The organism is Thermus caldilimi, assembly GCF_004684245.1.
Lineage (GTDB): Bacteria > Deinococcota > Deinococci > Deinococcales > Thermaceae > Thermus > Thermus caldilimi.
On record NZ_CP038452.1, the window covers coordinates 1,517,236 to 1,544,176 of the forward strand.

Annotated in this window: 25 protein-coding genes and 3 pseudogenes; 10 read left to right on the top strand and 18 right to left on the bottom strand. The window is 66.1% G+C overall.

Annotation, left to right across the window (positions count from 1 at the left end):
- The 5 genes and pseudogenes from purS (at position 1) to purF (ending at position 5,226) form a co-directional block, all read left to right on the top strand.
- Entirely contained in the window at positions 1–255 is a 255-nt protein-coding gene (purS, locus tag EBI04_RS07860; protein ID WP_135256998.1) for a phosphoribosylformylglycinamidine synthase subunit PurS, read from the top strand.
- The gene (gene purQ / locus EBI04_RS07865; RefSeq protein WP_135256999.1) at positions 252–935 is read left to right on the top strand and encodes a phosphoribosylformylglycinamidine synthase subunit PurQ; all 684 of its coding nucleotides are present in this window, start codon (positions 252–254) and stop codon (positions 933–935) included. The genes purS and purQ overlap by 4 nt, the downstream gene beginning before the upstream one ends.
- Positions 932–1,645 carry an HAD family hydrolase gene (locus tag EBI04_RS07870; protein ID WP_135257000.1) on the top strand — a complete coding sequence of 238 codons (714 nt, stop codon included), beginning with the start codon at positions 932–934 and terminating at the stop codon, positions 1,643–1,645. The genes purQ and EBI04_RS07870 overlap by 4 nt, the downstream gene beginning before the upstream one ends.
- Positions 1,645–3,848: pseudogene (gene purL, locus EBI04_RS07875) on the top strand (phosphoribosylformylglycinamidine synthase subunit PurL). Before EBI04_RS07870 ends, purL begins: the two are co-directional and overlap by 1 nt.
- On the top strand, positions 3,835–5,226 hold the full coding sequence (gene purF / locus EBI04_RS07880) for an amidophosphoribosyltransferase (protein ID WP_135257001.1): 1,392 nt from the start codon (positions 3,835–3,837) through the stop codon (positions 5,224–5,226). Before purL ends, purF begins: the two are co-directional and overlap by 14 nt.
- A 48-nt stretch (positions 5,227–5,274) precedes the next feature.
- On the opposite strand, the gene EBI04_RS07885 is transcribed toward purF, so the two are convergent.
- Positions 5,275–5,547 (bottom strand): LPXTG cell wall anchor domain-containing protein, encoded by a 273-nt coding sequence (locus EBI04_RS07885; protein WP_135257002.1) that lies wholly within the window; start codon positions 5,545–5,547, stop codon positions 5,275–5,277.
- Positions 5,548–5,663: 116 nt separating this feature from the next.
- Between EBI04_RS07885 and glyA the strand changes: the two genes are divergently transcribed.
- Genes glyA through EBI04_RS07900 form a run of 3 tightly spaced genes read left to right on the top strand, consistent with a single transcriptional unit; the run spans position 5,664 to position 9,686 of the window.
- Positions 5,664–6,887, top strand: coding sequence for a serine hydroxymethyltransferase (gene glyA, locus EBI04_RS07890; RefSeq protein WP_135257003.1), 1,224 nt, complete (start codon positions 5,664–5,666; stop codon positions 6,885–6,887).
- Between the two features lie 22 nt (positions 6,888–6,909).
- Positions 6,910–8,514, top strand: coding sequence for a DNA repair protein RecN (recN, locus tag EBI04_RS07895; RefSeq protein WP_135257004.1), 1,605 nt, complete (start codon positions 6,910–6,912; stop codon positions 8,512–8,514).
- Complete coding sequence (locus tag EBI04_RS07900; protein WP_135257005.1) at positions 8,511–9,686, top strand: GGDEF domain-containing protein; 1,176 nt, start codon at positions 8,511–8,513, stop codon at positions 9,684–9,686. The genes recN and EBI04_RS07900 overlap by 4 nt, the downstream gene beginning before the upstream one ends.
- Here EBI04_RS07900 and EBI04_RS07905 read toward each other — a convergent pair.
- From EBI04_RS07905 to gmk, 5 genes are read right to left on the bottom strand one after another with little or no spacing between them, the layout of a single operon-like run.
- A complete protein-coding gene (locus tag EBI04_RS07905) occupies positions 9,670–10,281 on the bottom strand; it encodes a MarC family protein (protein ID WP_135257006.1) in 612 nt (203 codons plus the stop codon). The two genes, EBI04_RS07900 and EBI04_RS07905, sit on opposite strands and share 17 nt — an antisense overlap.
- 6 nt (positions 10,282–10,287) lie before the next feature.
- Positions 10,288–10,764, bottom strand: a complete 477-nt coding sequence (argR, locus tag EBI04_RS07910) for an arginine repressor (RefSeq protein ID WP_135257007.1) — start codon at positions 10,762–10,764, stop codon at positions 10,288–10,290.
- 10 nt (positions 10,765–10,774) lie between these two features.
- Positions 10,775–11,965 (bottom strand): bifunctional phosphopantothenoylcysteine decarboxylase/phosphopantothenate--cysteine ligase CoaBC, encoded by a 1,191-nt coding sequence (gene coaBC / locus EBI04_RS07915; protein ID WP_135257008.1) that lies wholly within the window; start codon positions 11,963–11,965, stop codon positions 10,775–10,777.
- Positions 11,966–12,265, bottom strand: coding sequence for a DNA-directed RNA polymerase subunit omega (gene rpoZ, locus EBI04_RS07920; RefSeq protein WP_135257009.1), 300 nt, complete (start codon positions 12,263–12,265; stop codon positions 11,966–11,968). It abuts the gene before it with no gap.
- Positions 12,246–12,908: a guanylate kinase gene (gmk, locus tag EBI04_RS07925; RefSeq protein WP_135257010.1), complete on the bottom strand. Its 663-nt coding sequence runs from the start codon at positions 12,906–12,908 to the stop codon at positions 12,246–12,248. Before gmk ends, rpoZ begins: the two co-directional genes overlap by 20 nt.
- 99 nt (positions 12,909–13,007) lie before the next feature.
- Between gmk and EBI04_RS07930 the strand changes: the two genes are divergently transcribed.
- Positions 13,008–14,435, top strand: a complete 1,428-nt coding sequence (locus tag EBI04_RS07930) for a glycoside hydrolase family 13 protein (protein WP_135257011.1) — start codon at positions 13,008–13,010, stop codon at positions 14,433–14,435.
- Between the two features lie 31 nt (positions 14,436–14,466).
- Positions 14,467–15,237, top strand: a complete 771-nt coding sequence (locus tag EBI04_RS07935; protein WP_135257012.1) for an IS5 family transposase — start codon at positions 14,467–14,469, stop codon at positions 15,235–15,237.
- Here the strand turns inward: EBI04_RS07935 and EBI04_RS07940 are convergent.
- From EBI04_RS07940 to EBI04_RS07995, 12 genes and pseudogenes are all read right to left on the bottom strand, one after another.
- Positions 15,234–15,559: pseudogene (locus tag EBI04_RS07940) on the bottom strand (methylated-DNA--[protein]-cysteine S-methyltransferase). The gene EBI04_RS07935 and the pseudogene EBI04_RS07940 sit on opposite strands and share 4 nt — an antisense overlap.
- A 143-nt stretch (positions 15,560–15,702) precedes the next feature.
- Positions 15,703–16,799, bottom strand: a pseudogene (locus tag EBI04_RS07945) (SpoIID/LytB domain-containing protein).
- Between the two features lie 21 nt (positions 16,800–16,820).
- Positions 16,821–18,275, bottom strand: coding sequence for a bacillithiol biosynthesis cysteine-adding enzyme BshC (bshC, locus tag EBI04_RS07950; protein ID WP_135257013.1), 1,455 nt, complete (start codon positions 18,273–18,275; stop codon positions 16,821–16,823).
- Positions 18,276–18,285: 10 nt separating this feature from the next.
- Positions 18,286–18,912, bottom strand: coding sequence for a Crp/Fnr family transcriptional regulator (locus tag EBI04_RS07955; protein WP_135257014.1), 627 nt, complete (start codon positions 18,910–18,912; stop codon positions 18,286–18,288).
- A gap of 9 nt (positions 18,913–18,921) precedes the next feature.
- Entirely contained in the window at positions 18,922–19,746 is an 825-nt protein-coding gene (locus EBI04_RS07960; RefSeq protein ID WP_135257015.1) for a menaquinone biosynthesis family protein, read from the bottom strand.
- Between the two features lie 64 nt (positions 19,747–19,810).
- A complete protein-coding gene (locus EBI04_RS07965; RefSeq protein ID WP_373277590.1) occupies positions 19,811–22,534 on the bottom strand; it encodes a tetratricopeptide repeat protein in 2,724 nt (907 codons plus the stop codon).
- Between the two features lie 88 nt (positions 22,535–22,622).
- Positions 22,623–23,645: a 1,9-bis(guanidino)-5-aza-nonane synthase gene (locus EBI04_RS07970; protein WP_135257016.1), complete on the bottom strand. Its 1,023-nt coding sequence runs from the start codon at positions 23,643–23,645 to the stop codon at positions 22,623–22,625.
- Positions 23,646–23,707: 62 nt separating this feature from the next.
- Positions 23,708–23,929 carry a hypothetical protein gene (locus EBI04_RS07975; RefSeq protein WP_135257017.1) on the bottom strand — a complete coding sequence of 74 codons (222 nt, stop codon included), beginning with the start codon at positions 23,927–23,929 and terminating at the stop codon, positions 23,708–23,710.
- Positions 23,930–23,966: 37 nt separating this feature from the next.
- Entirely contained in the window at positions 23,967–24,188 is a 222-nt protein-coding gene (locus tag EBI04_RS07980; RefSeq protein ID WP_135257018.1) for a hypothetical protein, read from the bottom strand.
- 45 nt (positions 24,189–24,233) lie between these two features.
- Complete coding sequence (locus EBI04_RS07985; RefSeq protein ID WP_135257019.1) at positions 24,234–25,124, bottom strand: 2-hydroxyacid dehydrogenase; 891 nt, start codon at positions 25,122–25,124, stop codon at positions 24,234–24,236.
- Position 25,125: 1 nt separating this feature from the next.
- On the bottom strand, positions 25,126–25,647 hold the full coding sequence (locus tag EBI04_RS07990; protein ID WP_135257020.1) for a GNAT family N-acetyltransferase: 522 nt from the start codon (positions 25,645–25,647) through the stop codon (positions 25,126–25,128).
- A gap of 19 nt (positions 25,648–25,666) precedes the next feature.
- Positions 25,667–26,941, bottom strand: a complete 1,275-nt coding sequence (locus tag EBI04_RS07995; RefSeq protein WP_135257021.1) for a Glu/Leu/Phe/Val family dehydrogenase — start codon at positions 26,939–26,941, stop codon at positions 25,667–25,669.

Consider the following 26,941-nt stretch of genomic DNA (forward strand, 5'->3'; position numbering starts at 1 on the left):
GTGCCTAAGTACCAGGCCACCCTGCTCATTGAGCTCAAAGAGGGCATCCTGGACCCCCAAGGCCGGGCGGTGGAAGGGGTCTTGAAGGACCTGGGCCACCTTGTGGAGTCGGTGCGGGTGGGGAAGGTCCTGGAGGTGGTCTTCCAGGCGGAAAACCTCCTCCAGGCCGAGGAGAAGGCCAAGACCATGGGGAAGCTTTTGGCCAACCCGGTGATGGAGGTCTTCACCCTGGAGGCCTTAAAGGAACTCCCATGAAGTGGGCCATCATCCGCTTTCCCGGCTCCAACTGCGATGAGGACGCCCGCTTCGCCTTGGAGAAGGCGGGCTTGAAGGCGGAGTACGTCTGGCATACGGAAACGAGCCTGAAGGGCTTTGACGGGGCCTTCTTGCCAGGAGGCTTCAGCTATGGAGATTACCTGAGGGCCGGGGCCCTGGCGGCTAAAAGCCCGGTGATGGAGGAGGTAAGGCGCTTTGCCCATGAAGGGCGGCCTGTGATCGGGGTGTGCAACGGCTTCCAGGTGCTCACCGAGGCCGGGATCCTTCCCGGGGCCCTCCTTGCCAACCTGAACCTGCACTTCACCTGCAAGGAAGTGGGGGTAAGGGTGGAGCGCACGGACCTCCCCTTCACCCGCCTCTACCAGAAGGGGCAGGTCCTCCGCCTGCCCATCGCCCACGCCGAGGGCCGCTACTATGCGGACGCCGGGACCCTGGCCCGGCTGGAGGGAGAAGGCCTGGTGGTCTTCCGCTACGCCCCCTTAAAGGGGGAAGCGGACTACAACCCCAACGGGAGCCTCCACGACATCGCCGGCATCACCAACGAGAAGGGCAATGTCCTCGGCATGATGCCCCACCCCGAGCGGGCGGTGGACGAGGTTTTGGGCGGCACGGATGGGCTTCCCTTGTTCCTGGGGCTCTTAGAGGAGGTAACGGGATGACACCCAAGGCCATCACCTTTGATTTCTGGGGCACCCTCTTCACGGAGGGAAAGGCATTTTTGGAAAAGGTCATGCCCGCCCGGTACGAGATCCTTCTGGACGCCCTCTCGGAAGCCGGGCACCCGGCGGAGGAGCACGAGGTGCGGGAGGCCTACCGCCAGGCGGCCATCGCCTTTGAGGAAGCCTGGAAGGCCGGGGAACACATGTCCGTATACGACCGGGTGGTCCGCATCTTCGCCCTTCTTGGAGCCCCCCACGACCCCGGGCTCATCGCCCTCACGGCCAGGAAGCTGGAGGAAAGCTCCCTTCTGGTGGACCTCGAGGCCCTCCCTGGAGTAGGGGCGTTGAAGGAGCTGGCCAAAAAATACCCCCTGGCCCTGGTTTCCGACACCGGCCTCACCCCGGGCCGCCTCATCCGGGAACACCTGAAGCGGCAGGGACTGGATGTCTTCCAGGCCTACAGCTTCTCCGACGAAACCGGCTACGTGAAGCCCAAGCCCGAGGCCTTCCGGGTGGCCCTCGAGGCCCTGGGCGTGGCCCCAGAGGAAGCCCTGCACGTGGGCGACCTGCCCCAGACGGACATCAAGGGAGCCTTCGCCACCGGCTACCCCTTTGCGGTGCAGTACGTGGGCCTGAGGGAGGTGAACGGGGAGATCAAGCCCACGGCCAAGATCAAGGACCACCGGGAGCTTCTTCCCCTTCTCCAGTGATGGAAACCCTAGCCCAAGAAATCGGCATCCCGGAAGAGGAGTATCGGGAGATCACCAAGAGGCTTGGCCGGGAGCCCAACCGGGTGGAGCTCTTTCTCTTCAAGGTGATGTGGAGCGAGCACTGCGCCTACAAGAACTCCCGACCCCTCCTGAAGGAGCTTCCCAAGGAGGGGGAGGCCGTCCTGCAGGGCCCGGGGGAGAACGCCGGCGTGGTGCGCATCGGCGAGGGGTGGGCGGTGGCCTTCAAGATCGAAAGCCACAACCACCCCTCGGCGGTGGAACCCTTTCAGGGGGCGGCCACCGGGGTGGGGGGGATCCTCCGGGACATCATGAGCATGGGAGCCCGGCCCATCGCCCTCCTGGACTCCCTGCGCTTTGGCCCCTCGGAGGACGCCCGTAGCCGCTACCTGCTAAAGGGCGTGGTTTCCGGCATCGCCCACTACGGCAACGCCATCGGGGTACCCACGGTGGGCGGGGACTTGTACTTCCACGAGGGTTACCGGGAGAATCCCTTGGTGAACGCCATGTGCCTGGGGCTCCTTAGGGAGGAGCACCTGAGGCGGAGCCGGGCCTCCTTAGGCCGGCCCATCTACTACGCCGGGGCCAAGACGGGCAGGGATGGGATTGGGGGTGCCGCCTTCGCCAGCCGGGAGCTTTCCGAGGACAAGGAGGAGGACCGGCCGGCGGTGCAGGTGGGGGATCCCTTCTTGGGGAAGCTCCTTATGGAGGCCACCCTCGAGGCCATCGAGCGGGACCTGGTGGAAGGCGTTCAGGACATGGGGGCGGCGGGGCTCACCAGTAGCCTCTCGGAGCTGGCCCACAAGTCGGGCCTCGGGGTGGAGCTGGACCTAGACCGCGTGCCCACCCGGGAAGGGAATATGGGGCCCATAGAGCTTCTCCTCTCCGAAAGCCAGGAGCGCATGGTCCTGGTGCCCAGGGAGGGGAAGGAAAGGGAGCTGGAGGAGGTCTTTGGGAAGTGGGGCCTGGACTGCGTGCCCGTGGCCAGGACCATTCCGGAAAGGGCCTTCCGGGTCCTCTTCCGAGGGGAGGTGGTAGCCGAGGTCCCCACGGAGGCCCTGGCGGAAGCCCCCACCTACGTGCGCATCGGAAGGGAGGATCCCGAGATCCGAAGGCTCCGGGAGATGCCCCTTCCCCCTCTTGCCGCCAACCTCCAGGAGATCCTTCCTCGGCTTCTCGCCTCCCCCAACCTAGCAAGCCGGGAAGCCGTCTACGAGCGCTATGACCACCAGGTGGGAACCCGGACCGCCCTGGTGCCGGGGAAGGGGGATGCGGCGGTGCTCTGGGTGAAGGGAACCCACCTGGGCATTGCCGCCAAGGTGGACCAAAACCCGAGGTATAGCCGCCTCCATCCCCGGCTTGGGGCCATGCACGCCCTGGCCGAGGCCTGCCGCAACGTGAGCGTGGTGGGGGCAAGGCCTTTGGCCTACACCGACGGCCTCAACCTGGGAAGCCCGGAAACCCCGGAGGGCTATTTTGAGCTCCAGGAGACCATCGCCGGCCTCAGGGAGGCCAGCGAGGCCTTGGGGGTGCCGGTGGTTTCCGGGAACGTCTCCCTCTACAACGAAAGCGGCGGGCGGCGCATCCCCCCACGGCCATGGTGGGGGTGGTGGGGGTCTTGGACATCAGGAGACGGGCGGAGATGGGCTTTCGCCGCCCGGGAGAGGTGATCCTCCTGTTGGGGGAGGAGAAAGGGGAGCTTGGGGGAAGCGAGGTCCTCCACCTCCTTGTGGGCCTCGAGGCGGGCCACCCCCCCAGGCTGGACCTCGCGCGGGAGCGCCTGGTCCAGGAGGCCATCCGGGAGCTCATCGCCCTGGACCTCACCCAGACCGCCCACGACCTGGCGGAAGGAGGGCTTTTGGTGGCCCTGGCGGAGATGACCTTCCCCTATGGCTTAGGGGCCACGGTGGAGGTGCGCACCCGAAGCCTCGAGGAGCCCTCAGGCCAGCTTGCCACCCTCTTCGGCGAGGCGCCGAGCCGGATCCTCTTCACCGTGGCCAAGGAGGACCTCAAGGAGGTCACCTTCCGGCTGGAGGAAAGGGGCCTTCCCTACCGCGTCCTGGGCGAAACCGGGGGGAATACCCTCACGGTCCTTACCCCAGATGGGGTGCTAGAGTGGGAGGTGCAGGAACTCCTCGCCGCCTGGAAGCGGCCCCTGAGGGAGGTGCTGGATGGACAAGCCTAGGGAAGAGTGCGGGGTCTTGGGGCTTTGGAGCGAAGAACCCCTGGACGCGGCGGGGCTACTCCATCTGGGCCTCCTCGCCCTCCAGCACCGGGGGCAGGAGGCGGCAGGGATTGCCGTATCGGACGGGAAGGAGTTCCTGGTGGAGAAGGATCTCGGCCTGGTGAACCAGGTTTTTACGGAGGAGCGCCTGGCCCGCCTGCGCCTGGGGGAAGCCCGGCTGGGCCTGGCCCACACCCGTTACTCCACCACGGGCTCCAACCTGCGCTTCAACGCCCAGCCCCTCACCGCCCGCACCGCCCACGGCGTCCTGGCCATCGCCCATAACGGCAACTTCACCAACGCCAAACCCCTTCGCGACCGGCTTCTAAAGGAGGGGGCCACCTTCCAGAGCACCTCGGACACCGAGGTGATGCTCCTCCTCCTCGCCCGCTTGGGCCACCTCTCCCTCCCCGAGGCGGCCGCCGAGGCCATGAAGGCCCTGGAAGGAGGGTATTCCATCCTCCTCATGGACCGCAGGACCGTGGTGGCCCTCCGGGATCCCCACGGGGTGCGGCCCCTGGCCATCGGCAGGCTTCCCCAAGGCTACGCCTTCGCCTCCGAGCCCCCGGCCCTCGAGCTCATGGGGGCCCGCTACCTCCGGGATGTGCGCCCGGGAGAGGTGGTCTGGGTGGAGGAAGGCGAGCTTAAAAGCCTCCAGGCCCTTCCCCCAAACCCCGCCCCCTGCGCCTTCGAGTGGATCTACTTCGCCAGGCCCGATAGCCTCCTGGACGGGGTGGAGGCCTACCAGGCCCGGGTGCGCATGGGGATGGAGCTCTTCCGGGAGGCCCCCGCGGAGGCGGACATCGTGGTGCCGGTGCCGGACTCCGGCATCGGGGCGGCGGTGGGCTACGCCCGCTCAAGCGGCCTTCCCTTGGAGTACGGCCTCTACAAGAACCCCTATGCGGGCCGGACCTTCATCCAGCCCACCCAGGCGCTAAGGGACCTGAAGACCCGCTTGAAGCTCTCCCCCACCTCGGCGGTGCGGGGCAAGCGGGTGGTGCTCATCGACGACTCCATCGTCCGGGGCACCACCAGCCGCCGCATCGTGGCCATGCTGAAGGAAGCGGGGGCCCGGGAAGTCCACTTCCGGGTTTCCAGCCCCCCCATCCGCTTTCCCTGCTACTACGGCATCGACACCGCCGCCCGTAAGGAGCTCATCGCCGCCGAGAATAGCGTGGAGGAGATCCGGGCCTTCATCGGAGCGGACACCCTGGCCTTCCTCTCCGAGGAGGGGGTCCGGCGGGCCATCGGGGGGCCCGTGTGCCTGGCCTGCTTCAACGGGCGCTACCCGGCCGGGGTGCCCGTGGAAGGGGAAAAACTAGCCTTGGAGATCCTTTAGGTCCCCACCCGAGCCAAGGTGGGGCTAGCCCCTGGGTCAGCCCCAAAGCTACCTGGTGACCACCCCCCGCCTCAGGAAAAACCCCGCCCCAAGGCCCAAGAGAAACCCCATCAGCAGGAAGATAAAGGCGAAAGCCCCCGTGGAAGCCAGATGCCAGCCGAAGAACCAGTAGCTGCACACCGCATACCGCTCCACCTGCACCCGGACCAGCTCCGGCAGGTCGCGGCTGGAGGTAAAGTTGATGAGAATAATGACCACAAGCAGGATAGCCAGGGTCAGGGCAAGCCCCCACTTCAAAATCGGGAAAACACTTCCTTTCATGTCCCAAGCTTACCAAAGGAAAGACCCTTTCCGGGGTCCTTCCGCCTCCTCCTAAGGCCCCGGTTCCCGGTAAAGGTAACCTGGTAGCGCCCCGGTGCAGGGCCTATAATCGGTCTATGGTCAGGACCAGCTTACGGGACGAGGCCCTTTTTCGGTTCATCGCCCTGGAAGAAAAGCGCCAGCGGGAAGGCCTGGAGCTCATCGCCAGCGAGAACTTTGTCTCCGCCCAGGTGCGGGAGGCGGTGGGGAGCGTCCTCACCAACAAGTACGCGGAAGGCTACCCGGGTGCCCGCTACTACGGGGGATGCGAGATCATAGACCAGGTGGAAAGCCTGGCCATCGAGCGGGCCAAGGAGCTCTTTGGGGCCGCCTGGGCCAACGTCCAGCCCCACTCTGGCTCCCAGGCCAACATGGCGGTGTACATGGCCCTCATGGAGCCGGGGGAGACCCTCATGGGGATGGACCTGGCCGCGGGAGGCCACCTCACCCACGGCTCCAAGGTGAACTTCTCCGGAAAGCTCTACAAGGTGGTCTCCTACGGGGTCCGGCCCGACACCGAGCTCATCGACCCGGAGGAGGTACGCCGCCTGGCCCTCGAGCACCGGCCCAAGGTGATCGTGGCTGGCGCCAGCGCCTACCCCCGCTTCTGGGACTTCCAGGCCTTCCGGGAGATCGCCGAGGAGGTGGGGGCCTACCTGGTGGTGGACATGGCCCACTTCGCCGGCCTGGTGGCGGCGGGGCTCCACCCGAGCCCCCTACCCCATGCCCACGTGGTGACCAGCACCACCCACAAGACCCTAAGGGGCCCGAGGGGCGGGCTTATTCTCTCCAACGACCTCGAGCTGGGCAAGAAGATCGACAAGCTCATCTTCCCCGGTATCCAGGGAGGCCCCCTGGAGCACGTGATCGCCGGGAAGGCGGTGGCCTTCTTTGAGGCCCTACAGCCCGAGTTTAAGGAGTATAGCCGGCTGGTGGTGGAAAACGCTAAAAAGCTGGCGGCGGAACTGGCCGCAAGGGGGTACCGCATCGTCACCGGGGGCACGGACAACCACCTCTTCCTTTTGGACCTCCGGCCCAAGGGCCTGACCGGCAAGGAGGCAGAGGAGAAGCTAGATGCCGTGGGGATCACCGTGAACAAGAACGCCATCCCCTTTGACCCCAAGCCCCCCCGGGTCACCTCGGGGATCCGCATCGGCACCCCGGCCATCACCACAAGGGGCTTCACCCCGGAGGAGATGCCACTGGTGGCGGAGCTCATCGACCGGGCCCTCATGGAGGGGCCCTCGGAGGCCCTACGGGAGGAGGTTAGGCAGCTCGCCCTCGCCCACCCCATGCCCTAGGGAAGCCTTAGAATGGAAGAGGATGCTCAAGCGCCTCGAGGTGCGTAACCTCGCCGTAATCCGCGAGGCTACCCTGGAGCTTGGGCCTGGGCTCAACGTCCTCACCGGGGAAACCGGAGCGGGGAAAAGCCTGCTGGTGGACGCTTTAGCCCTCCTCCTGGGGGCCAGGTCCGAGGGGCTTTTGGGGCCTTTTGGCGAGAGCCTCCTGGTGACCGCCTTCTTCCAGGGTGAGGGCGAGGAGCGCATCCTCTCCCGCCGCGTTGGGGGCCGCTCTACCCCCCGGATCGATGGGGAGGTGGTGAGCCTAAAAGAACTCCAAGAGGAGGCGGAAAGGTGGCTTTCCCTCCACGCCCAGCACACGGCCATCGCCCTTCTCTCCCCCAAAAGGCAGCGGGAGCTTCTGGATGCCCTGCTGCCCCCGGGCCCCCTCCAGGAATACGGGGAGGCCTACAGGAAGCATCAGGCCCTCCTTGGGGAAAAGCGCACCCTGGAGGAAGCCCTGAGGGCCAAGACCGAGCGGGAGGACCTCTTGCGCTTCCAGTTCAGGGAGATCCAGGAGGCGAGCCCCAGGCCTGGCGAGGACCAGGAGCTGGAGGCCGAGGCGCAAAGGCTTCGCCATCTGGAAGCCCTGAGGGAGCGCTCGGGAAAGGCCTATGCCCTCCTGGCGGAAGGGGGTGCCCTGGATCTTCTTCAGGCGGCCCTGCGGGAGCTAAGGGCGGGGAGCCGCTTTGACCCGGCCCTCGAGACCCTGGCCAGGGACCTGGAGGCGGCTTTGGAGGGTGGCCGGGCCGTGGCCCGGGAGCTGGAGGACTACCTGGAAAGCTTGGAAGGGGATCCTCAGCGCCTTTCCCAGCTGGAGGAGCGCCTTTCCCTTCTGGAAAGGCTTAAGCGCAAGTACGGCCCCACCCTGGAGGAGGTCCTGCGCTACCGGGAAAGGGCAGAGGAGGAGCTGAAGGCCCTGGAGGGAGGGGAAGAGCGGCTTTTGGAGCTGGAAAGAGCTTTAAAGGTAGCCTCGGAGGCCCTCTATAAGGCGGGGGAGCGCCTTTCCGAAGCCCGCCTCGAGGCGGCAAGAAAGCTGGAAAAGGAGATGGAAACGGAGCTTTCCGCCCTGGGTTTCCCGAAAGCCCGCTTCCAGGTGGAGCTCAAGCCCCTTCCCGAACCCGGACCCCAGGGCCTGGAGGAGGTCCTCTTCCGCTTCTCCGCCAACCCCCACCTTCCCCCCGCCCTCCTTTCCGCGGCCAGCGGCGGGGAGCTCTCCCGTATCGCCCTGGCTTTAGCCCTTCTCACCGGGGCCGAGGCCCCCACCGTGGTCTTCGACGAGGTGGACACCGGGGTGGGCGGGGAAACCGCCTGGAAGGTGGCGGAAAGGCTCGCCCAGCTAGGCCGGGCCCGGCAGGTCCTGGTGGTCACCCACCTGCCCCAGATCGCCGCCCGGGCGAAGAGGCACCTCAGGGTGGTGAAGGAAGGGGAGGAGGTGCGCATCGAGGTGCTGGAAGGGGAGAAGCGCATACGGGAGCTAGCCCGTCTCCTCTCCGGCCAGTACACCGAGGCCGCCCTGGCCCACGCCCGCCTCCTTCTGGAAGGAGGTGGCCACCCGGCGCAGGATTGGGTGGAGGCCCAGGAATGAATCCCCTCGAGGCTCCCTACCCCGTCTACCTTGTCCGGGACACGGAGGTGGTGCGCAACTCCCTGGCCGAAGGCCTTCCCCTCCCCCAAGGGGACACCCTGGAGGTGGGGACGAAGACCTACCAGGTGGTGCGCCTGCCTGCCCCGGAGGGTACCTACCTGCTTCTCCTCGAGGTCAGCCATCTGGCCGTGCGGGCCAAGGCCTACCAAAGCCTCCTTCGGGTGCTGAAGGGGCTCATGCAACACGAGGAGCCGGAGGGCCTTCTCAAGGACTTGATCCGCGAAGCCGTGGCGGTGGTGCCAGGAGCTGAAGCGGGTAGCATTCTCTTAAGGGAAGGGGGGTTCTTTTACCTGGTGGCCCAGGAAGGCTTCAGCGATCGCCTGCTCATGGCCCGCACCTCCTTGGAGGAGGAGCTTTTCTGGTACGGCCTGGGGGTGGACAACTGGCTGAAGGGCCGGCCCCGGGTCCTCAAAGGGGAGGAGGTGCGGAACCTTTCCAGCCTGAGCACCGTGGAGGCCAGGCCCATCTTCTTCGAGAGCGGCCGCCTTCTGGAAATCCAGGCCACCTTGGGCCTGCCCATCGTCCTGGAGGGGGAGGTGCTGGCCACCATGAACCTGGATAGCTTCTCGGACCCCGAGGCCTTCAGCCCCCTTTCCCTGGAGCTGGCCCAGGCCTTCGCCTTGGAAGCCGCCTTCCTCCTCAAGGCCCTTAAGGGGCGCCAGGCCCTGCAGGAGGCCGCCCGCACCGACCCCCTCACCGGCTTGGGCAACCGCCGGGCCCTGGAGGAGGCCTTTCCCCTGCTCCTGCAGGAAGCCCGGACCCTGGGGGAGCCTTTGTCCCTGATCCACTGGGACTTCAACGGCCTTAAGGCCTTGAACGACCGGGAGGGCCACGCGGTGGGCGACCAGGCCCTAAAGAGCCTGGCCCAGGCCCTAAGAAACCTCTCCCGCCGCCGCGACGTGGCCTTCCGCATCGGCGGGGATGAGTTCGTAAGCCTCCACCTGGGCCTGAAGGCGGAGGAGATCCCCGCCCTCATCGCCCGGCTTCAGGAGAACCTGCCCTACCAGGTGGCCGCAGGAGGGCTTCTGGTGAAGGAGGAAAACCTGGAGGCCCTCCTCAAGGAGGCCGACAAACGCATGTACCGGGCCAAGAGGGCTAGAAAAGGGCTTTAACCCCATCGGCTACGTACTGCACCGCCAAAGCTGCCAGGAGGATCCCCAAGACCCGGGTAACCACGTTCACCCCCGTGCGCCCCAGGGCCCGGCGTACCTGGGCCGCAAGCCGGAGGAATAGGTAGGCTAGGACCAGGACCAAAAAGACCGTGAAAAGGACCACCACGAAGCCCAGGGGTTCCTTCCGGGCCTCTGCGGCCAGGATAAGGACGCTGGCCAAGGCCCCGGGGCCGGCGATCAAGGGAATGGCCAGGGGAAAGACGGAAATATCCGCCCGGAGGCGGGCCTCATCCTTTTCCTCCTCCGTTTCCCGCTCGTGGTGGGCGAAAACCATCTCGGTGGCGATGCGGAAGAGGAGGATGCCCCCGGCGATGCGCAGGGCCTCGAGGCTGATCCCCAGGTAGCCCAAAAGCCCCCGCCCGAAGAAAAAAAAGGAGACCAAGAGCCCCCCCGCCACCAGCACCGCCTTCTTGGCGATCTGGGCCTGTTTCCTTGGCGGACGGTCCCCGGCCAGGGCCAGAAAAACCGGCACCAGCCCCACCGGATCCATGACCACGAAGAGGGTGAGGAAGGATTTGAGAAAAAGCTCCAGCACAAAGGCCTAAAGGCGCATCTTCCCCGCCACGAGGAGTTCACCGAACTCCTCCTCCATGGCCCTCGCCCCTTCCTCGGTCCGGGCCACCACCAGGATGGTATCCTCCCCCGCCAAGGTGCCCACGATCTCATCCCGCTTGAGGCGGTCCATCAAAAGGGCAATGCCGGAGGCGTGGCCCTCCGCCGTCTTCACCACCAGGATATTCCCCCCCCGGTCCACGTCCTTGACGAAGAGGCCAAACTGCCGCTTCAGTTCCTCGTAAACGTCCTCGGGGAGCTCCATGGAGGGCAGGGCGTACTTGTGCCGCCCTTTGCCCAGGGAAACCCGGGCCAGCCTCAGCTCGGCGATGTCCCGGCTCACCGTGGCCTGGGTCACCTCAAACCCCAGCTGCCTCAGGCGCTCCACCAGCTCCTTCTGCGTGCCGATCTCCTCCCGGCTCACGATCTCTTGAATGGCGCGGTGCCGCTCCGCTTTGCTTCGCATAGACACCCCTCTAACCCTTCCAGAACTCTTTAACCAAGTCCAGTATACGGTCGGCCACCTGCCGCTTTTTCATGCGGGGAAGTTCCAGCACCCGGCCATCCCGGAGGAGGAGGACCACCTCGTTCTCGAGGCTGCCGAAACCCACCCCTTCCCGGTTCACCCAGTTGAGGACGATGAGGTCCAGGTTCTTGCGGAGAAGCTTCTCCTTGGCCCGCACCAAGCCCTCCCCGGTTTCCATGGCAAAGCCCACCAGAACCCTTGGCCCCTTGTTCTCCCCCAGCTCCTTGAGGATGTCGGGGTTGGGTACCAGGCGGAGAATCTTCTCCGCCGCCACCTTGGGCTCCTTCTCCCGGCTCACCTCCGCCGGGCGGTAGTCGGCCACCGCCGCCGCCATCACCACCGCCTGGGCCCAGGAATAGCGCCCCAGGATGGCCTCACGCATCTCCAGGGCGCTTTCCACCCGCACCACCTCCACGCCCCAGGGGTCGGGCAGGGCCGTGGGCCCGGAAACCAGCACCACCTCCGCCCCCCGGTCCCGGGCGGCTTCAGCCAGGGCGTAGCCCATGCGGCCCGAGGAAGGGTTGGAAAGGTAGCGCACCGGGTCCAGGTACTCCCGGGTGGGCCCGGCGGAGACGAGGAGCCTCAGGCCCTCGAGGTCCTTGGGGGTGAGGAAAGCCTGAAGCCTTTCCACCAGTTCTTCAGGCTCCAGCATCCGTCCCCATCCTTCCCCCTCCCCCACCGCCGCCAGAGGTCCGTGGGCGGGACCGAAAAGGGCATGGCCCATGGCCTCGAGGGTCCGGGCATGCTCCTGGGTCTTGGGGGCGAGCCACATGGCCTCGTTCATGGCCGGGGCCCAGGCCACCCGCTTAGCCCCTGCCAGAAGGGTGGCGGAAAGGAGGTCATCGGCCAGGCCCAAAGCGGCCTTGGCCATGGCGTCCGCGGTGGCGGGAGCCACCAGGACCACATCGGCCCAGCGGGCGAGCTCTATATGTAAGGCCCGGCCATCGGGCCTGAACCAGGCCTCCTCCGTGGCCACCTCCCCTCCGGCGGCCACCGCCAGGGAAAGGGGGGTGAGGAACTCCAGGGCCCTGGGGGTGGCCAGGGCCCGCACCTCGTGACCCTGGGCCCTGAGAAGGCGGAGGAGGTGAGGAGCCTTGATGGCCGCCACCCCCCCCGTCACCGCCACCAGGACCTGGGCCACCTACTCCTCCTCTTCCATCGGGTAAAGGCGTTCCATCTCCCTCTGCAGGCGGTCCTCAGGCACCAGGTTCTCCCCGAAGACCAGCCTTCCCGTGAGCATCTCCTTCATGGCCCAGGTGACGGGGTTGGGATCGTCCAGGATCCCCTCGAGGGTCCGCATCTTGGGCCTCTCCTCCGGCTCCAGAACCGTGTTCTTAAAGCGGTGGCGAAGAAGCTGCTCCGCCCGTTTGGCCACCACCACGGTGAGCCGGTACTTGGAATCTACCATAGCAAAAAGCTTGTCAATCCCGGGTTCCGCCATAACTCCTCCGCAGAATCTCGTCCAGCTCCGCTTCCAGATCCTTATCCCGCTTCAAGGCCCTCTCCAAGGCGGGGCCCATCCTGGGGGTGCGCCGCCTCTCGGCGGTGAGGATGGCCAGGAAGTCGGCCACCGCCTCCTCCAGCACATCGTTCACAATCACGTAGTCAAAGAGGTGGGCGTTTCGTATCTCCCACTCCGCCTGCTTCAGCCGCTTTTCTATCTTCTCCGGGGCATCCTTGCCCCGGTAGACCAAACGCCGCTTCAGCTCGGAAAGGGAAGGGGGTAGGAGGAAGATGAGAACCGCCTCCGGTACCTTCTTGCGCACCTGGAGGGCCCCCTGGACCTCGATCTCCAGGAGGACATCCTCCCCCCGGGCCAAGGCCCGCTCCACCGGAGCCTTGGGGGTACCGTAAAGGTGCCCCACGTACTCGGCGTGCTCCAAGAACCCATCCTCCCGCAGCAGGGCCTCAAAGGTAGCCCTATTCACAAAGTAGTAGTCCACCCCATCCCGTTCCCCGGAACGCGGGGGACGGGTGGTCATGGAGATGGAGTAGAAGAGGCGGGTGCGCTCCAGCACCTTGGCCCGCACCGTGCCCTTCCCCACCCCACTGGCCCCGGTCATGACGAAAAGGCAGCCCCCCATACCCTTCCCCTGGGAGGATACCAGAGGGGGGACCCTTGGGGCAAGGATTTTTGTGAACCGGGCACAATCGGCCGCCCGGTCCGTGGTAGGATGGCGGCCGTGGCCTGGTACGAAGGCGCCTTTTTCTATCAAATCTTTCCCGACCGCTTCTTCCGCGCAGGCCCCCCGGGCAAACCCGCCCCTGCGGGGCCCTTCGAACCCTGGGAAGCCCCCCCCTCCCTTAGGGGCTTCAAGGGCGGGACCCTTTGGGGTATAGCGGAGCAAATCCCCTACCTCAAGGACCTGGGGGTGGAAGCCCTTTACCTGAACCCCGTCTTCGCCTCCACCGCCAACCATCGCTACCACACCATGGACTACTTCCAGGTGGATCCCGTGCTGGGGGGGAACGCCGCCCTCCGCCACCTCCTGGAGGTGGCCCACGCCCACGGGCTCAGGGTCATCCTGGACGGGGTCTTCAACCACACCGGCCGGGGGTTCTTCGCCTTCCAGCACCTTGTGGAAAACGGAGAACAAAGCCCCTACCGGGACTGGTACCACGTGAAGGGTTTTCCCCTAAACCCCTATAGCCGCCACCCCAACTACGAGGCTTGGTGGGGCAACCCCGAGCTCCCCAAGCTCCGGGTAGAAACCCCGGCGGTGCGGGAATACCTCCTGGAGGTGGCCGAGCACTGGATCCGTTTCGGCGCAGATGGCTGGCGGCTGGACGTGCCCAACGAGATCCAGGATCCCGAGTTCTGGCGGGCCTTCCGCCGTCGGGTGAAGGGAGCCAACCTCGAGGCCTACATCGTGGGGGAAATCTGGGAAGAGGCCGACTTCTGGCTCCAGGGGGACATGTTCGACGCCACCATGAATTACCCCTTGAGCCGGGCCATCCTGGGCTTCGTGGGGGGAGAGGTTCTAGACCAGGAGCTATCCTCCCGCTCGGGCCTGGGGCGGATCGAACCCCTGCAGGCCCTGGCCTTCAGCCGCCGCCTGGAGGGCCTCTTTAGCCGTTACCGCCCGGAGGTGGTGCGGGCCCAGATGAACCTCCTCACCTCCCACGACACCCCCCGCCTCCTCACCCTCCTTAGGGGAAGTGTGGAGCGGGCTAAGCTGGCCCTTTCCCTGCTTTTCCTCCTGCCCGGAAACCCCACGGTGTACTACGGGGAGGAGGTGGGGATGGAAGGGGGCCACGACCCGGAAAACCGGGGGGGCATGGTCTGGGACCAGGCCCGTTGGAAGGAGGAGATCCGCCAAACCGTGCGGCGCATGGCCCGCTTGCGCCAGGAACACCCCGAGCTTCGCACCGCTCCCTACCAGCGGGTCTATGCCGCAGACGGGCACCTGGCCTTCACCCGGGGGCCTTACCTGGTGGTGGTGAACGCCTCTTCCGAGCCTTTCCGCCAGGATTTCCCCCTGCATGGCGCCCTGCCTCGAGGGGCCCAGGCGGTGGACCTCCTCTCCGGGAAAACCTGCACCCCAATAGGGGGAAGGCTTTGCGGACCTGAGCTTCCCCCCTTCTCGGTAGCCGTCTGGGTGGAGGTCTAGAGCGTGTTAACGACTATAGACTGCGATAGCGATGAAGAGGAAAGCCTACCCCTCCGACGTGACGGACGAGGAATGGAGCCTGGTGGCCCCCTACCTCACCCTCATGCGGGAGGACGCCCCCCAAAGGGAGTACCCCCTGCGCGAGGTGTTCAACGCCCTCCGGTGGATCGTCCGCACCGGGGCCCCCTGGCGCATGCTCCCCCACGACTTCCCCCCCTGGGAGGTGGTCTACGCAAAGACCCAGAGGTGGCTCAAGGCGGGGGTGTTCCAGGCCCTGGTCCACGACCTGCGGGCCCTGCTCCGCACCCTGGAGGGGAGGGAGCCCGACCCCTCAGCGGTGGTTCTGGACAGCCGCACCTTGCCGGCCACACCGGAGAGCGGGCACCGGGCGGGGTACGACGGGGCGAAGCGGCGGCGGGGGAGCAAGGTGCACATGGCGGTGGATACCCTGGGGCACTTGCTGGCCCTGGTGGTGACCCCGGCGGACGTGGGGGACCGGGAGGAGGTGGGGCGGCTGGCGCGGGAGGTGCAGGAGGCCACGGGGGAGCGGGTGGAGGTGGCCTTTGTGGACCAGGGGTACACGGGGGAGAGGGCGGCGGAGGCGGCGAGGCGGGGTCTTGTGCTGTTGCCGCGGCGGTGGGTGGTGGAGAGGTTGTTTGCTTGGCTGACGCGGTTTCGGCGGTTGGTGCGGGACTATGAGCGGTTGCCCGAGACGGTGGCGGGGCTGCACTTCTTGGCTTTTGCCATGCTCCTCCTGAAGAGGTTTGTGGACTTCCTGGGCAAAGTCATCAACACGCTCTAGGGGAGGACTCCCTCAAAGCGCAGGAGCCAGGCCTTGAGCCCCTCCTGCCCGGCAAACCCCCCGAGCCGCCCGTCCGCGTGGATCACCCGGTGGGCGGGCACCAAGAGGAAGAAGGGCGAGGCCCGCATCCCCGCCCCACCGCCCTCGGGGAAAGGCCAAGCTCCCGCGCCAGGCTTCCATAACTTTCCGTGCGCCCGAAGGGGATACGGCGCACCCGCTCGTAAAGGGCCACCCGTTCGGGGGAAAGCCCCGTGTAGTCCAGGGGGATGTCCAAAAAATCGGGCTTTTCCCCGGAAAAGTAGGCCAGCACCCGGTCCCGCACAGCTTCTGCCAAGGGGCCCCTGGCCTCGAGGCCCCGGGGGAAGAGGGCGGGCTCCAAACGCCGCACCCCCCCAGGGCTCACCTCGAGCCACAAGGGACCGATAGGGGTGGGAATCAACATGGGTCTTAGCGGGGTCAGGAAAGCTATCTTCTGGCCCAGGCCTCCTCGGGGCCCGGAACCCCACCCAGCAAAAGGTCGGAGAGGAAGGTGCCGGGGAAGTAATACCCCAGGATCTCCCGGTACCCGTACCCCGCCTCTGCCATGCCCTTGGCACCCCACTGGGAAAGCCCCACCCCATGCCCTGCTCCCCGGCCCTCCGCCTGCCAGCCCCTAAACGCCACCAAGGCCGAAGGCAGGCCCAGGTTCCGCACCAGCCGCTGGGCCTCGGGGCCCTGCACCTCCACCCCGAGGAGGCGTAGGCGCCACACCCTACCCGAAGCGCTCCGCTCCAGCACCACCGGGGCATCCCCAAGAGGGCTGTCTTGAGGGGTAAGGCCCATGGCCCTCAAAGCCGCCGCCGCCCTCTCCGGGCTCACGGAAAGCTGCCACTGGCTCTTGGGGCCCCGGGCATAGGGATCCGGTCTCGGCCGCAAATAAGGGAGGGCCTTCTGAAAGACCTCCTCACTCCCTGCGGTCATACCCCCGGAGTCGGCGTGGTACAGCGCGGAAATGGCCCTTCCCTGGTAGCTTAGGACCTTCCCCCGGGTACCCCTCACCGCCTCGGTATGCCGGGCGGTTTCCACGTCAAAACCCAGGTAGACCTGGCAGACCTCGCTGGCGCAGAGGTCGTATGGAGCCCGGGGGTTCAGCCGATTCACGGCAAAGGTGCGGGCCACCACCGCCTGGGCCTTTAAAGCCTCCTGGGGAAAGCCCTCGGGCATCTCCGCGGGGAGGACGCCGAGGAGGTAATCCTCCAAAAGGACCAAGTTCACCAGCAAAAGCTTTCCCCCTTGGGAGAGAAGCCGTACCCCACCCCTATAGGTGCGCCCATCCAGGCGGAAATAGGGTCCGGGAAACTCCCAAAAGGGCTGGACCTTGCCCTCCACCCAGACCCCTTGGGCCTCCCCCTGGCCCGCACGGTTCCCTGGCCCTCCGGCAGGAGGAGGGACACCTCCTGGCCCTCCGGCACCTCCTTCAGGAGCACCCTAAGGAGAAGGTCCCCTTCCTGGCCCCGGGAGGGCAGGATCCAGACCAGCAAAAGGAGGCATGCCAGAAGGGCACCCTTTAACCCATGCGTCATATATTGCCCCCATCCTACCACCTAGCCCAAAACCAAGGTGGCCCTTCCCGAGATGGGTGCCTCTCGGAGCCTGAGGAGGGCCTCGGGGTGACGCAAGGCGTACATGGCGAAGGGGTAGACCCGTTCCTGAGGCAGGCCTCGAGGCAAGAGGTGCCGCTTGAGGCGCTCCAGATGATGGAGAAGGACCGCATCCCGCCCCATGCGGGCGCGAAGGAGCTTCTTCAAAAGCCTTTCCCCCTCCCCCTTCAGCCTCGCCCGGAAGCGGCGGAAAGGCCTTTCCAAGGTGGGCTCCAGGGCATGGGCCTTTTGGCCCAGGGCCTCCACTTCCTCCAAGAGGCGCAAAAGCTCGGCCTCGAGTTCCCTAAACCCTTCCAGCACCTCCTTGACAGCCTTAAGAAAGGCATCCTCTCCCCCATCCACAAACGCCCAGGGATCCAGGCGGTACCTCTCCACAATCCGGTGGATGGGAGGTTCCAAAACCACGGCCCTTAGGCGAAGGAAGAGGGCAGGCATGGGGATACCGTAAAGGGCGTAGACCCCGGAAAGCTCGGCCACATACCGGAACTCGTTGGGACCCACCACGAAGCCCGCCGTGGGCAGAACCAGGTCCTGGAACACCGGCCTCAAGCCCGCCGCAGGGGTGAGGCGGCTGGGATCGGTCCTAAGGATCTCCAGGAGCTCCTTTTTGCTATAGCGGCGCACCCCGTCGGTAAAGGCTCCATCTTGATAAAAAAGCAACCTTCTTTGATCGGTTTCCAAAAAAAGATTGGTGGCCCCCGGCTTGCGCTTCAAGGGAGGCCTGCCCCCCAAAGCGCGGATGCGCTCCGCCTCCTGGTTGATGGCCTGGGCGCTGGCCAAGGGGTCCTCCAGCTCCCTTTCCAGGGCCTTTTGGAAAAGGGGGGCAAGCTCCTGAGCCATGGGGTCAAAGGGAATAAGGCCCCTCTCCCCCAGAAAGGCCAAGAGGGTGCGGGCGAAAAACTCAGACAGGGTTTCCCCCTCCAGGGCGTAAGCCACCCGGGTATCCCGGGACCAGGAACCCAGAAACTCCCTCACCGCCTCTCGGTAAGGGGCAAAAGGAATCCGTCCTGCGGGAAGGGGCGGCAGGGGTAGGGATAGGGTACGCACCTCCTCCTCCAGGAGAAGGTGAAGGTGGCGCACCTCCTCCACATCGTGGTCCTGGGAAGCCACCCAGAAGAGGGAAGCCGCCCCCACCTTTTCCGCCAGGCCCAAGGCGGTGTGGGCTTTGTAGAAGGTCAGGGCAGGCCCCCCCAGAAGCCCCGCCTGCTGGCCCGTGACCACCGCCCCCTGCCCCAGGCCCTCGAGGGCCGCCAGGACCTCCCGTGGAGCCTGAAGACGCTTCAGGTAAGCTGCAAGCGCCGAGGAGAGTTGGGGATGGCCTTCCCGGCCCAAGCGCTCTTTGAGGACCTCTTCCCCCTGGGGTAGGCCCAAAAGCTGGGCCAGGACCTGGGCTTCCATGCTTCAAAGCCTAAAGCGCCTCGGCCAGGCGGGCAAGGGCTTGGGGTTCCCGGACCTCCACCCTACGGTAGCCTAGGTCCACCACCCCCGAAAGGGCCCACTCCCCCAGGAGCTTGGTCACGGTCTCCCGGGTGGCCCCCACCATGCGGGCCAGGTCCTGGTGGGAAAAGGCCACCTCCCCCGCCTGGCTTAGCCTCAGGAGAAGCCGGGCCAAGCGCTGGCTCACGGAGAGGTGGCGCAGTTCCCAAAGCCGCTCCTCCGCCTCCTTCAGCCGGGCGTACAAAGCCTCCAGGAAGAAGCGCTCCACCTCGGGAAAACGCGCCCGCACGGGGGCCAGGGCTTCCTGGGGGGCGAAGAGGAATTCCACGTAGGTTAAGGCGGTGGCCCCCGAAGTGCGCCTTCCCCCCTCCACCAGGGCCTCCTCCCCAAAAAGCCCCCCAGGCCCCACCACCCCCAAGGTGGCGGGCTCCCCTTCCGCCGAGCGGGGTCCTTCTAGCCAAACAAGCCCTTCCCGCACCAGGTACACCCCGTCCGCCCGGTCCCCGAGGGCGTAGAGGGGCGCACCCCGCAAGACCCTCTTGGGCTGGAACACCCTGGCCATATCCCGCCGGGCCTCGAGGGAAAGCTCCTGGAACATGCCCCGAGTTTACAAAAAGAGGGGGGCTTCGGAGGAAGGGAGAAGCCCCCGGGCCTCGGCCTCAGCAAAGAGCCTTGCCACCGCCTGTTCCCCCTCCTGCCCCACATCCAGGCTGAACTCGTTCACATAGGTCTTTACATGGGCCCAGATGACCTCCTCCGAAAGCTCCTGGGCATGGGCTTTCAGGTAGGGGAGGGTTTCCTCGGGATGGGCCCAGGCGTACTCCAGGCTCCGCCGCACCGCCTCATCCAGGGCCCGGATGAGGCCCTCCCCCAGGTCCCGCCGGGCCAGGATGGCCCCCAAGGGGAGGGGCAGGCCCGTTTCCCCCTCCCACCACTCCCCCAGATCCAGAAGCTTGACCAGGCCGTACTCCGGGTAGGTGAAACGGCTTTCGTGGATGATGAGACCTGCCTCCACCTCCCCTTGGGCCACCAGGGGCATGATCCGGTCGTAGCGCACCTCCACCGGCTCAAACCCTTGGGCATACAGGGAGAGGAGCAAAAAGGCCGTGGTGTTGCGCCCGGGAATGGCCACCCGGGCCCCCTCGAGGCTCCTCAAGGGCTTTTTGGCCACCACCAAGGGGCCCACCCCTCTCCCCAAGGCTCCCCCGCTCCTCAGGGCCACATACCGGTCCCGCACCCTCCCATAGGCGGCATAGGAGAGCTTGGTCAGGGGCAACCTCCCCTCCAAAGCCCAGCGGTTTAGGGTTTCCACGTCCTCCAAAACCGCCTCCACCGGAAGGGGGCTTTCCACAAGGCCATGGGTCAGGGCGTAGAAGATGAAGGTGTCGTTGGGGCAGGGGGAGTAGCCCAGCTTCAGAACCGGCGCCTCCATGAACCCTACTGTACCCCCTTGAGGGCCCGTTTGAAGAGCTCGGGGGCGAAGGCCTTGAGGGCCCTTAAAAACCCCGTGGCCCCCGGGCCCGCCCCGGGATCACATAGACCGGAACCCCGAGGCGCTCCGCCTCGAGGCGCACGGGCTCGGAGAAGTCATGGCCCACATAGCTGGAAACCACCATGAGGCCATGGGCCTTCTCCAGGCGGTTCTGGATCCGCCTTAGGGCCTCCTTGCCCACCCCGACGGTGTCCGCGTCAAACCAGTCCACCTTGAGGCCCCGGGCCTCGAGGAGGGGAACCAGCCGGCTCCTGAGCTGGGTGTGCCCGCCCACCACCAAAAGGTGCTCCCCGTGGAACTGGGGCAGGCCTTCCTGCAGGAGCTCCTCCTTGGTCTCGGGCAGGGCCTTTGGGCTTTCCCCCAAGGCCTCCAGGCCCCGGCTCACCGCCTTAAGCTCCTCTAGGTAAAGGAAAAGGCTCTCGTCGTGAGGCCTTAGGAAGAGGAGGTTTCTTAAGACCTCCCGGGAAAGGTCCAGGTCCTTTTCCCGGTAGAGGGCTACCTCCAAGGCCTTTTGCCAGTGCTCCGCCGCCTTCCGCCAATTCCCCCGGCCTTCGTAGTGTTCCGCCAGGTCAAAGAGCACCTCCAGGGCTTGGGGATCGGTCCTCAGCTCCTCCAGCAAAAGCCGCTCCACCTCCTCCCCCCGCCCCTCGGCATACAGGGCGGCCAAGTACTGCCCCCGCACCTCCGAGGCCTCGGGGCTTTCCCGGAAACCACGGGAAAGCCGGTAGGCCAGGGCCAGAAGCTCCAGGGGGGGCTTTGGCGTGCGGCCCAGGGCCTGGTAGAGAAGGCTAAAAGCCGCCCAGGGACCCTCCAGCCTCTCCAGAAGGGCAAGGAGCCCCATGAGGTCCTCCTCGGCCACCTCGGAAAGCCCGGCATCCCGGGCCCGGGAGAGAAGCTCCCTGGCCAAGACCTCCTCTCCCCCCTTCAGGGCCTCCTGGGCCAGCTGGAAAAGGTAGGGGGCAGGGTAGGCCCTTAAGGCATGGGCCCGCTTGTGGTCCCCCAGGATCTCCTTAAGGGGCCGCCTGAGAGCCCACTTCACCTGGGCCAGGTGGTGGTAGGCCAGGCCCGCCACCTCCCCTGTTCCCCGCTCCGCCGCCCGCTCCAAAAGGCGCAGGGCCTCCAGGTGGCGCCCCTCCCGTTCCCGGAGCATCCCGAGAAGCAGCAAGGCCTCAGGGATCTCCGCCCGGGCCAAGGCCTCGGTGAGGTAGGGCTCCACGGACTTGATGTCGTCCAAGGGCCGCACCTCCAAGGGGGAACTCACCCTTAGGGCCACCAGGGCAAGCCCCAAAAAGCCCTCGGCCTCGTCCAGATCCGCAAGCCTCCTGGCATACCGCTCCGCCCGGGCAAAAAGCCCCTGGATCAGGGCCGCCTTCAGGCCAAGCCGGAGCATCTCCCGGGTCAGTAGGGTTGGGGAAAGGTCCTCCACAAACTCCGCCCGGCGGCTTACCTCCGCCCACTCCCCCTCCCGGGCGAAGCGGCGCATGCGCTCGGTGATCCGTTCCAGGGCCTCCCGCACGTACCCTTCCGCCTCGGGGAGACCCGATTCCACAAACTGCCTAAGGGCGTCCGCATACCGCCCCAGGCTCAGGTAGACCCGGCCCAGGTAGATGCGGTACCTTCCTCCCCTCCCGGCCAGGGCCTCGAGGCGGGGCCTGGCCCGCTCGTATTCCCCAAGCTCCACCAGCACCATGGCCCTTAGGTCCTCCGCCTCCTCGGAAAGGGCCCGCTTTAGGACCTCCTCCGCCTCGGCATAGCGGGAAAGGGCGAAAAGGGCCCGCCCCCTCAGGCAGGCCGCCTCCCCTTCCACCCCCTCGGGCAGCTGGGCCAGCACCTCCGCATACCGCCCTGCGGCCAGAAGCTCCCGCACCTCGGAAAGATCCTGCCGAACCAGAACGGGAACCCGCAGGGGCGCCTCCTCGAGGTCCAAGGAAGCTCCCTCGTCCACTGCCTGGGACCAGGCCCCCTCCTTAACCTCCAGCGCCTCGGGCCTTCTCGCCAGCACCAAAAAGTACTCTCCCTCCCCCACCCGCTCCACCTGGTCAAACCCCAGGTGCTTTAGCCCTTCCTCCACCCCTTCGGGGCTTTTGCCCAGGAAGGGTCCGTGGCCGTAGATCAAAAGCCCACCCGGCTTCAAAAGCCGGGCCAAAAGGGGAAGGCGATCAAAGAAACCGAAGCGCTTCCAGAAGGAAGGGGCCTCGAGGCGGCTTTCCAACTCCTGGTCCACAAAGCCCTCGGGGAACACGGAAAGGAGAAGTAGGGTGTCAAAGGGAGGAAGCTCCGCCTCCTCCGCCCAGCCTAGATGCCAGGCCACCTCGGGCACCCGCTTTTTCCCAAGCTCCACTACCTCCTCCACCCCGTCCAGGGCGGAAAACGAAAGCTCAGGCCGCCTCCCCTGCAAATACCCCACCAAGGCCCCGGTGAAGGCCCCCACCTCCAAAACCCGCCCCTCTAAGCGGGAAGGCACCTCCCGGGCGTAGAACTCCAAGAAGGGCAGGTGCATGCCGTAGACCAGGGCCTCCCCCTTGGGCACCTTGAGGATCTCCTGGTAGAAACTTCGCACCGCCTCCTTGCCGCCCCCCGAAAGGTAGGCCCGCCAGGCCTTGAGGACGGGTTCCCGCTTGGCGGGGCTTCCCACCCGCTTGGCCAGCTCGGCCTCAAAACGCCCCGGGGATACCGGCCCCAAGACGCCGAAACGCTCATTCAGGTAAAGCCTTAGCTCGTCGGGCATTTGCCGGAAGTTTACCAAAAGGATGGGGGGGTGGTCCAGCAGAAACCCCCGCCCGGGCATAACCCCAAGCGGGGGGAACCCCAGCAGGCTAAGCGGGAACCTCCTGGGCGAAGAGGTCGGCGTAGCGCCGCTTGGCCCGCATGGGGGCCCGGTGCCACACGTAGGAGGCCAGGAGGGGAAAGGCCAAGGTGGCCTCGGCAAAGACCATCTGGGAAAGGGCGGCGTCCACCTTGCCCCAGCTTTGGGCCTCGGAGAGGGTGGAGCCGGAAAGCCCCCCGTCCCGCTCGTCGGCCACGGTGATCTGGATGGCGTACTTGTGCATTTCCACCGAGTGGCCCAGCACCTCCGCGGCCACCACGATGTCCTGGGCGAAGTTCTTGGGCACCCCGCCCCCCAGCATCACCAGGCCCGTGGTGCCCGCCTTGAGCTTGATCTCCGTGAGCTCGCGGAAGTCGGCCACGGAGTCGATGGTGACGTGGGCCTTGGGGTTTTTCACCTGGTGGTAGACCAGGCCGAAGCCCGCGGAGGAGTCGGAGAAAGCGGGGACGAAGATGGGCACCCCCTCCTCGTAGGCCACCCGGACGATGCTCCTCTCCCCCAGGCCCCTTTCCGCCAGGTAGCGGCCCATGTGCCAGATGAACTCCCGGCTGGAGTAGGGCCTAGGCTCCAGGGCATCGGCGATCTCGGCAATGGTGTAGTCGGTGTGGCGGAGCTCCTCCTCGTCGATGTAGGTGTCGTAGATGCGGTCAATCCAAAGACGGCGCAGGGTCTCGTCGTCGGCCTTGGGGTCCCCTTGGTAGTGGCGGTGGCCCAGGGCCTCGAAGAAGTCCTGGTCCACGATGTTGGCTCCGGTGGCCACGATAACGTCCACCAGGCCCTTCCTGATGAGGTCGTGGACGATGAGGCCCTGCCCGGCGGACACCAGGCTCCCCGCCAGGGTGAGGATGACGGCGGCGTCGTCCTCCAGCATGCGGAGGTAGATCTCCGCCGCCCGGTAAAGGTTCCGGGCCTGGAAGGCGGTCTTGCCCATGGCCTCGAGGACGGGCCCGGCGTCGAAGGCCTTGATGTCGATGGGGACCACGGGCGTAGAGAGGAGTTCCTTCTTCTCCATCCTGCTCCTTTCTACGCGGGGTGGGCGTCGGGCGGCTCCCCCCCTTTGGCGCCCCCTGCCTTTTAGGGCAGGACTTCCAGTATACCACCCCCGGCGATGGGGGGGTAGACCTCGAGGGGGCCTTCCACGGGCTCGTCCAGGCCCACCGCCCGCTCCCCCGCCGCCAAAAGCCAAACCTCCTCCAGGGGAATGCCCAGCTTCTCCAAGGCTTCCTTGGGGGTCTTGGCCTCCACCTCGAGGGCCTCCCCAAACCGCCTAAGGTCCCCGTGAAGAACCACCTTCATCGAATCCTCTCCAAAAACTCCCACACCCCAAAAACCCTTACCCCAGGAAGCACCACCCCCACAAGCGCAGCCGGCGGTAGACCTCCTCCTCCGTAAGGCCCAAGGACCGGACTTCCCGCAAAAGAAGCCGGACCTCCTCACAGGGATCTTTGGCTCCGGCCAAGAGCTCTATGAGGTTCCTCCGCCAACGCCGCCCCCAGGCCTTACGGAACTTCTCCAAGGCCTGGGCCACATCCTCGGGAAGGGCGACCGTCTTCATGCTCTTCAGGGTAGCATGACCCCTCCCGACAAAGGAGCGGTGACCTTAATACCCCTCCAAAACCACGTTTCTAAGGGGCTCACCCTGGAGGTACCGCCCCACCTGCTCCGCCAAAAACCGGGCCGCCCGGCGGTGGAAACCCTGGGAAAACCCGGCCACATGCGGGGTAATGAGGACTCCAGGGGCCCGCCAAAGAGGATGGTGGGAAGGCAAGGGCTCAGGGTCGGTGACATCCAAGGCCGCCCGAACCTTCCCCTCCCGTAGCGCCTCGAGGAGGGCTTCTGTGTCCACCACCGGCCCCCGGCCCGCATTCACCAAAAGAGTCCCCGGCTTCATCCAGGAAAGAAACTCCCGGCCCACCAGCCCCCGGGTTTCAGGGGTAAGGGGGAGGAGGACCACCACGGCATCCGCCTGGGGAAGAAGATGCGGGAGGTCCTGGGGAGTGTAGACCCCAGGGCGGGCGCGCCGGGCCACAGGCAACACCTCCACCCCAAAGGCCCTAAGCCTCTCCTCCACGGCTTTCCCGATGGAACCGTAGCCCAATAGCAGCACCTTCTTGCCCTCGAGGTCGGCCAGCACCCTGGGAGCCCAGCGCCCTTCCCCCTGAGCCTGCAAAAAGGCAGGCAGGTCCTTAAGGAGAGCCAAAAGGCTCGTCACCACCCACTCCGCCACGGGCACATCGTGGATGCCCGAGCCATCGCAAAGCACCACCCCCTCGGGCACCAGGGGCAGAATCCAGTCCACCCCGGCGGAAAGGGTCTGGACCACCTTAACCTCCACCTGTTCCAACACCCGCCGCACCATTTCCTCCTGGCCGAAAGGGGGCAGGAAGAAGTCCACCGCTTTGGGCCAAGGCTCCTCCAGGTAATGCACCTCCACCTCTTCGGGCAAAAGGGCGAAGACCTCTTCCCTAAGCCTTGGGCTCAAGATGCGCACACTAGCCTTCCGGCTGACCACGGGTCACCTCCATGTACACATCTTCCTTTCCCTTAGGCCCCGGGCCCAGGCCCACCTGGCGGAAACCCGCCTTCTCAAAGGCCCGCCTGGCCCTAAGGTTGTGGGCAAAGGTGCGGAGCTTCACCCGCGTAAGCCCCAAGGGACCGAAGGCATAGGCCAAGGCCGCCCGCACCGCCTCCGTGCCGTAGCCCTGGCCCCAGCGCTCCTTCCTGCCGATGAGGATACCCAAGGTGGCCTCCTCGGGGGTGAGGTCGTAAAGCTCCAGGGTGCCCAGATACTCTCCCCTCTCGTCCAGGATGACAAAGGCCAGGCGGTCCTTGCGGCGCATCTCCGCCTGGACGAAGCGCTTGAAAAGCCAAAAGGGAGAGCGCAAGGGGCTCGAGCCGTTCCACTCCGCCACCTCGGGGTCGCGGAAGGTTTCGTAAAGCCCCTTCCACTCCTCCTCGGTGAGCCCCGCACTAAAGGGCTTCAGGGTCACGCGGCCATAGCGGGGCCAGTCCACACGAATAGCCTAACGGAGGCTAGGGGTAAAGCCCCCTGAGGGCCCGGGCCTCGAGGACCCGGGTAGCCGCCACCACATAGGCCGCCGTGCGCAAGGGAATCTTTTTCTCCTGGCTCACTTGCCACACCGCCTCGAAGGCGTTCCTAAGGACCCGTTCCAGACGAGCGTTGATCTCTTCCTCCGTCCAGAAGTAGGAGTTGAAGTCCTGCACCCACTCGAAGTAGCTCACCGTGACACCCCCGGCGTTGGCGATGACATCGGGCACCACCAGAACCCCCTTCTCCAGGAGAATGTCGTCGGCGGCTGGGGTGGTGGGGCCGTTGGCCCCCTCGGCAATGATCTTGGCCTGGATGCGCCAGGCGTTCTGCTCGGTGATCTGCTTCTCCAAAGCCGCAGGGATGAGGAACTCTGCGGGCACGGCCCAGAACTCCGGGTTGGGCAGGGGCTCGGCCTTGGGGTAACCCCGCACCCCCCCGGACTCCACCACGTGCTTGAGAAGGTCATAAGGGTCAATCCCCGCCTCGTTGTAAATGGTGCCCGTGTGGTCCTGGACGGCGATGATCCGGGCCCCGTGGTCGTGGAAGATGCGGGCAGCAGCGTTCCCCACGTTGCCAAAGCCCTGGAGGATGACCCGGCTTCCTTCTATGGGAAGGCCTGTCTTCTCCGCCGCCGCCCTGGCGGTGACGAAGACCCCGCGGCCCGTGGCATCCCGCCTTCCCAAGGAACCCCCCAGGGCAATAGGCTTCCCCGTCACCACCCCCGGCACCGTGCGGCCCACGTTCATGGAAAAGGTGTCCATCATCCAGGCCATCTCCCGTTCCCCGGTGTTCACATCGGGAGCAGGGATGTCCCGATCCGGGCCCAAAAGGATCCCGATCTCCGAGGTGTAGCGGCGGGTCAGGCGCTCCAGCTCCCCCGGGGAAAGCTTCTTGGGGTCCACCCGAATACCCCCCTTGCCGCCCCCATAGGGCAGGCCCACGGCGGCATTCTTAATGGTCATCCAGGCGGCCAGGGCCATCACCTCGGAAAGGGTCACCTCGGGGTGGTAGCGCACCCCGCCCTTGGCAGGGCCCCGGGCGGTGTTGTGGTGGACCCGGTAGCCCTCAAAATAGGCCACGGTGCCGTCGTCCAGATGGATGGGCACATCCACGATCAGGACCCGCTTGGGCCTCTTAAGGCTTTCCGCCAAGGGGGCATACCGCCCCAGGTAGGGAACCACCCGGTCCACCTGCTCGGTGAAGATCTCCCAGGGGCCGCCGTCCTTGCCTAGGTAAGAAAGGGGTTCGCTCTTCAT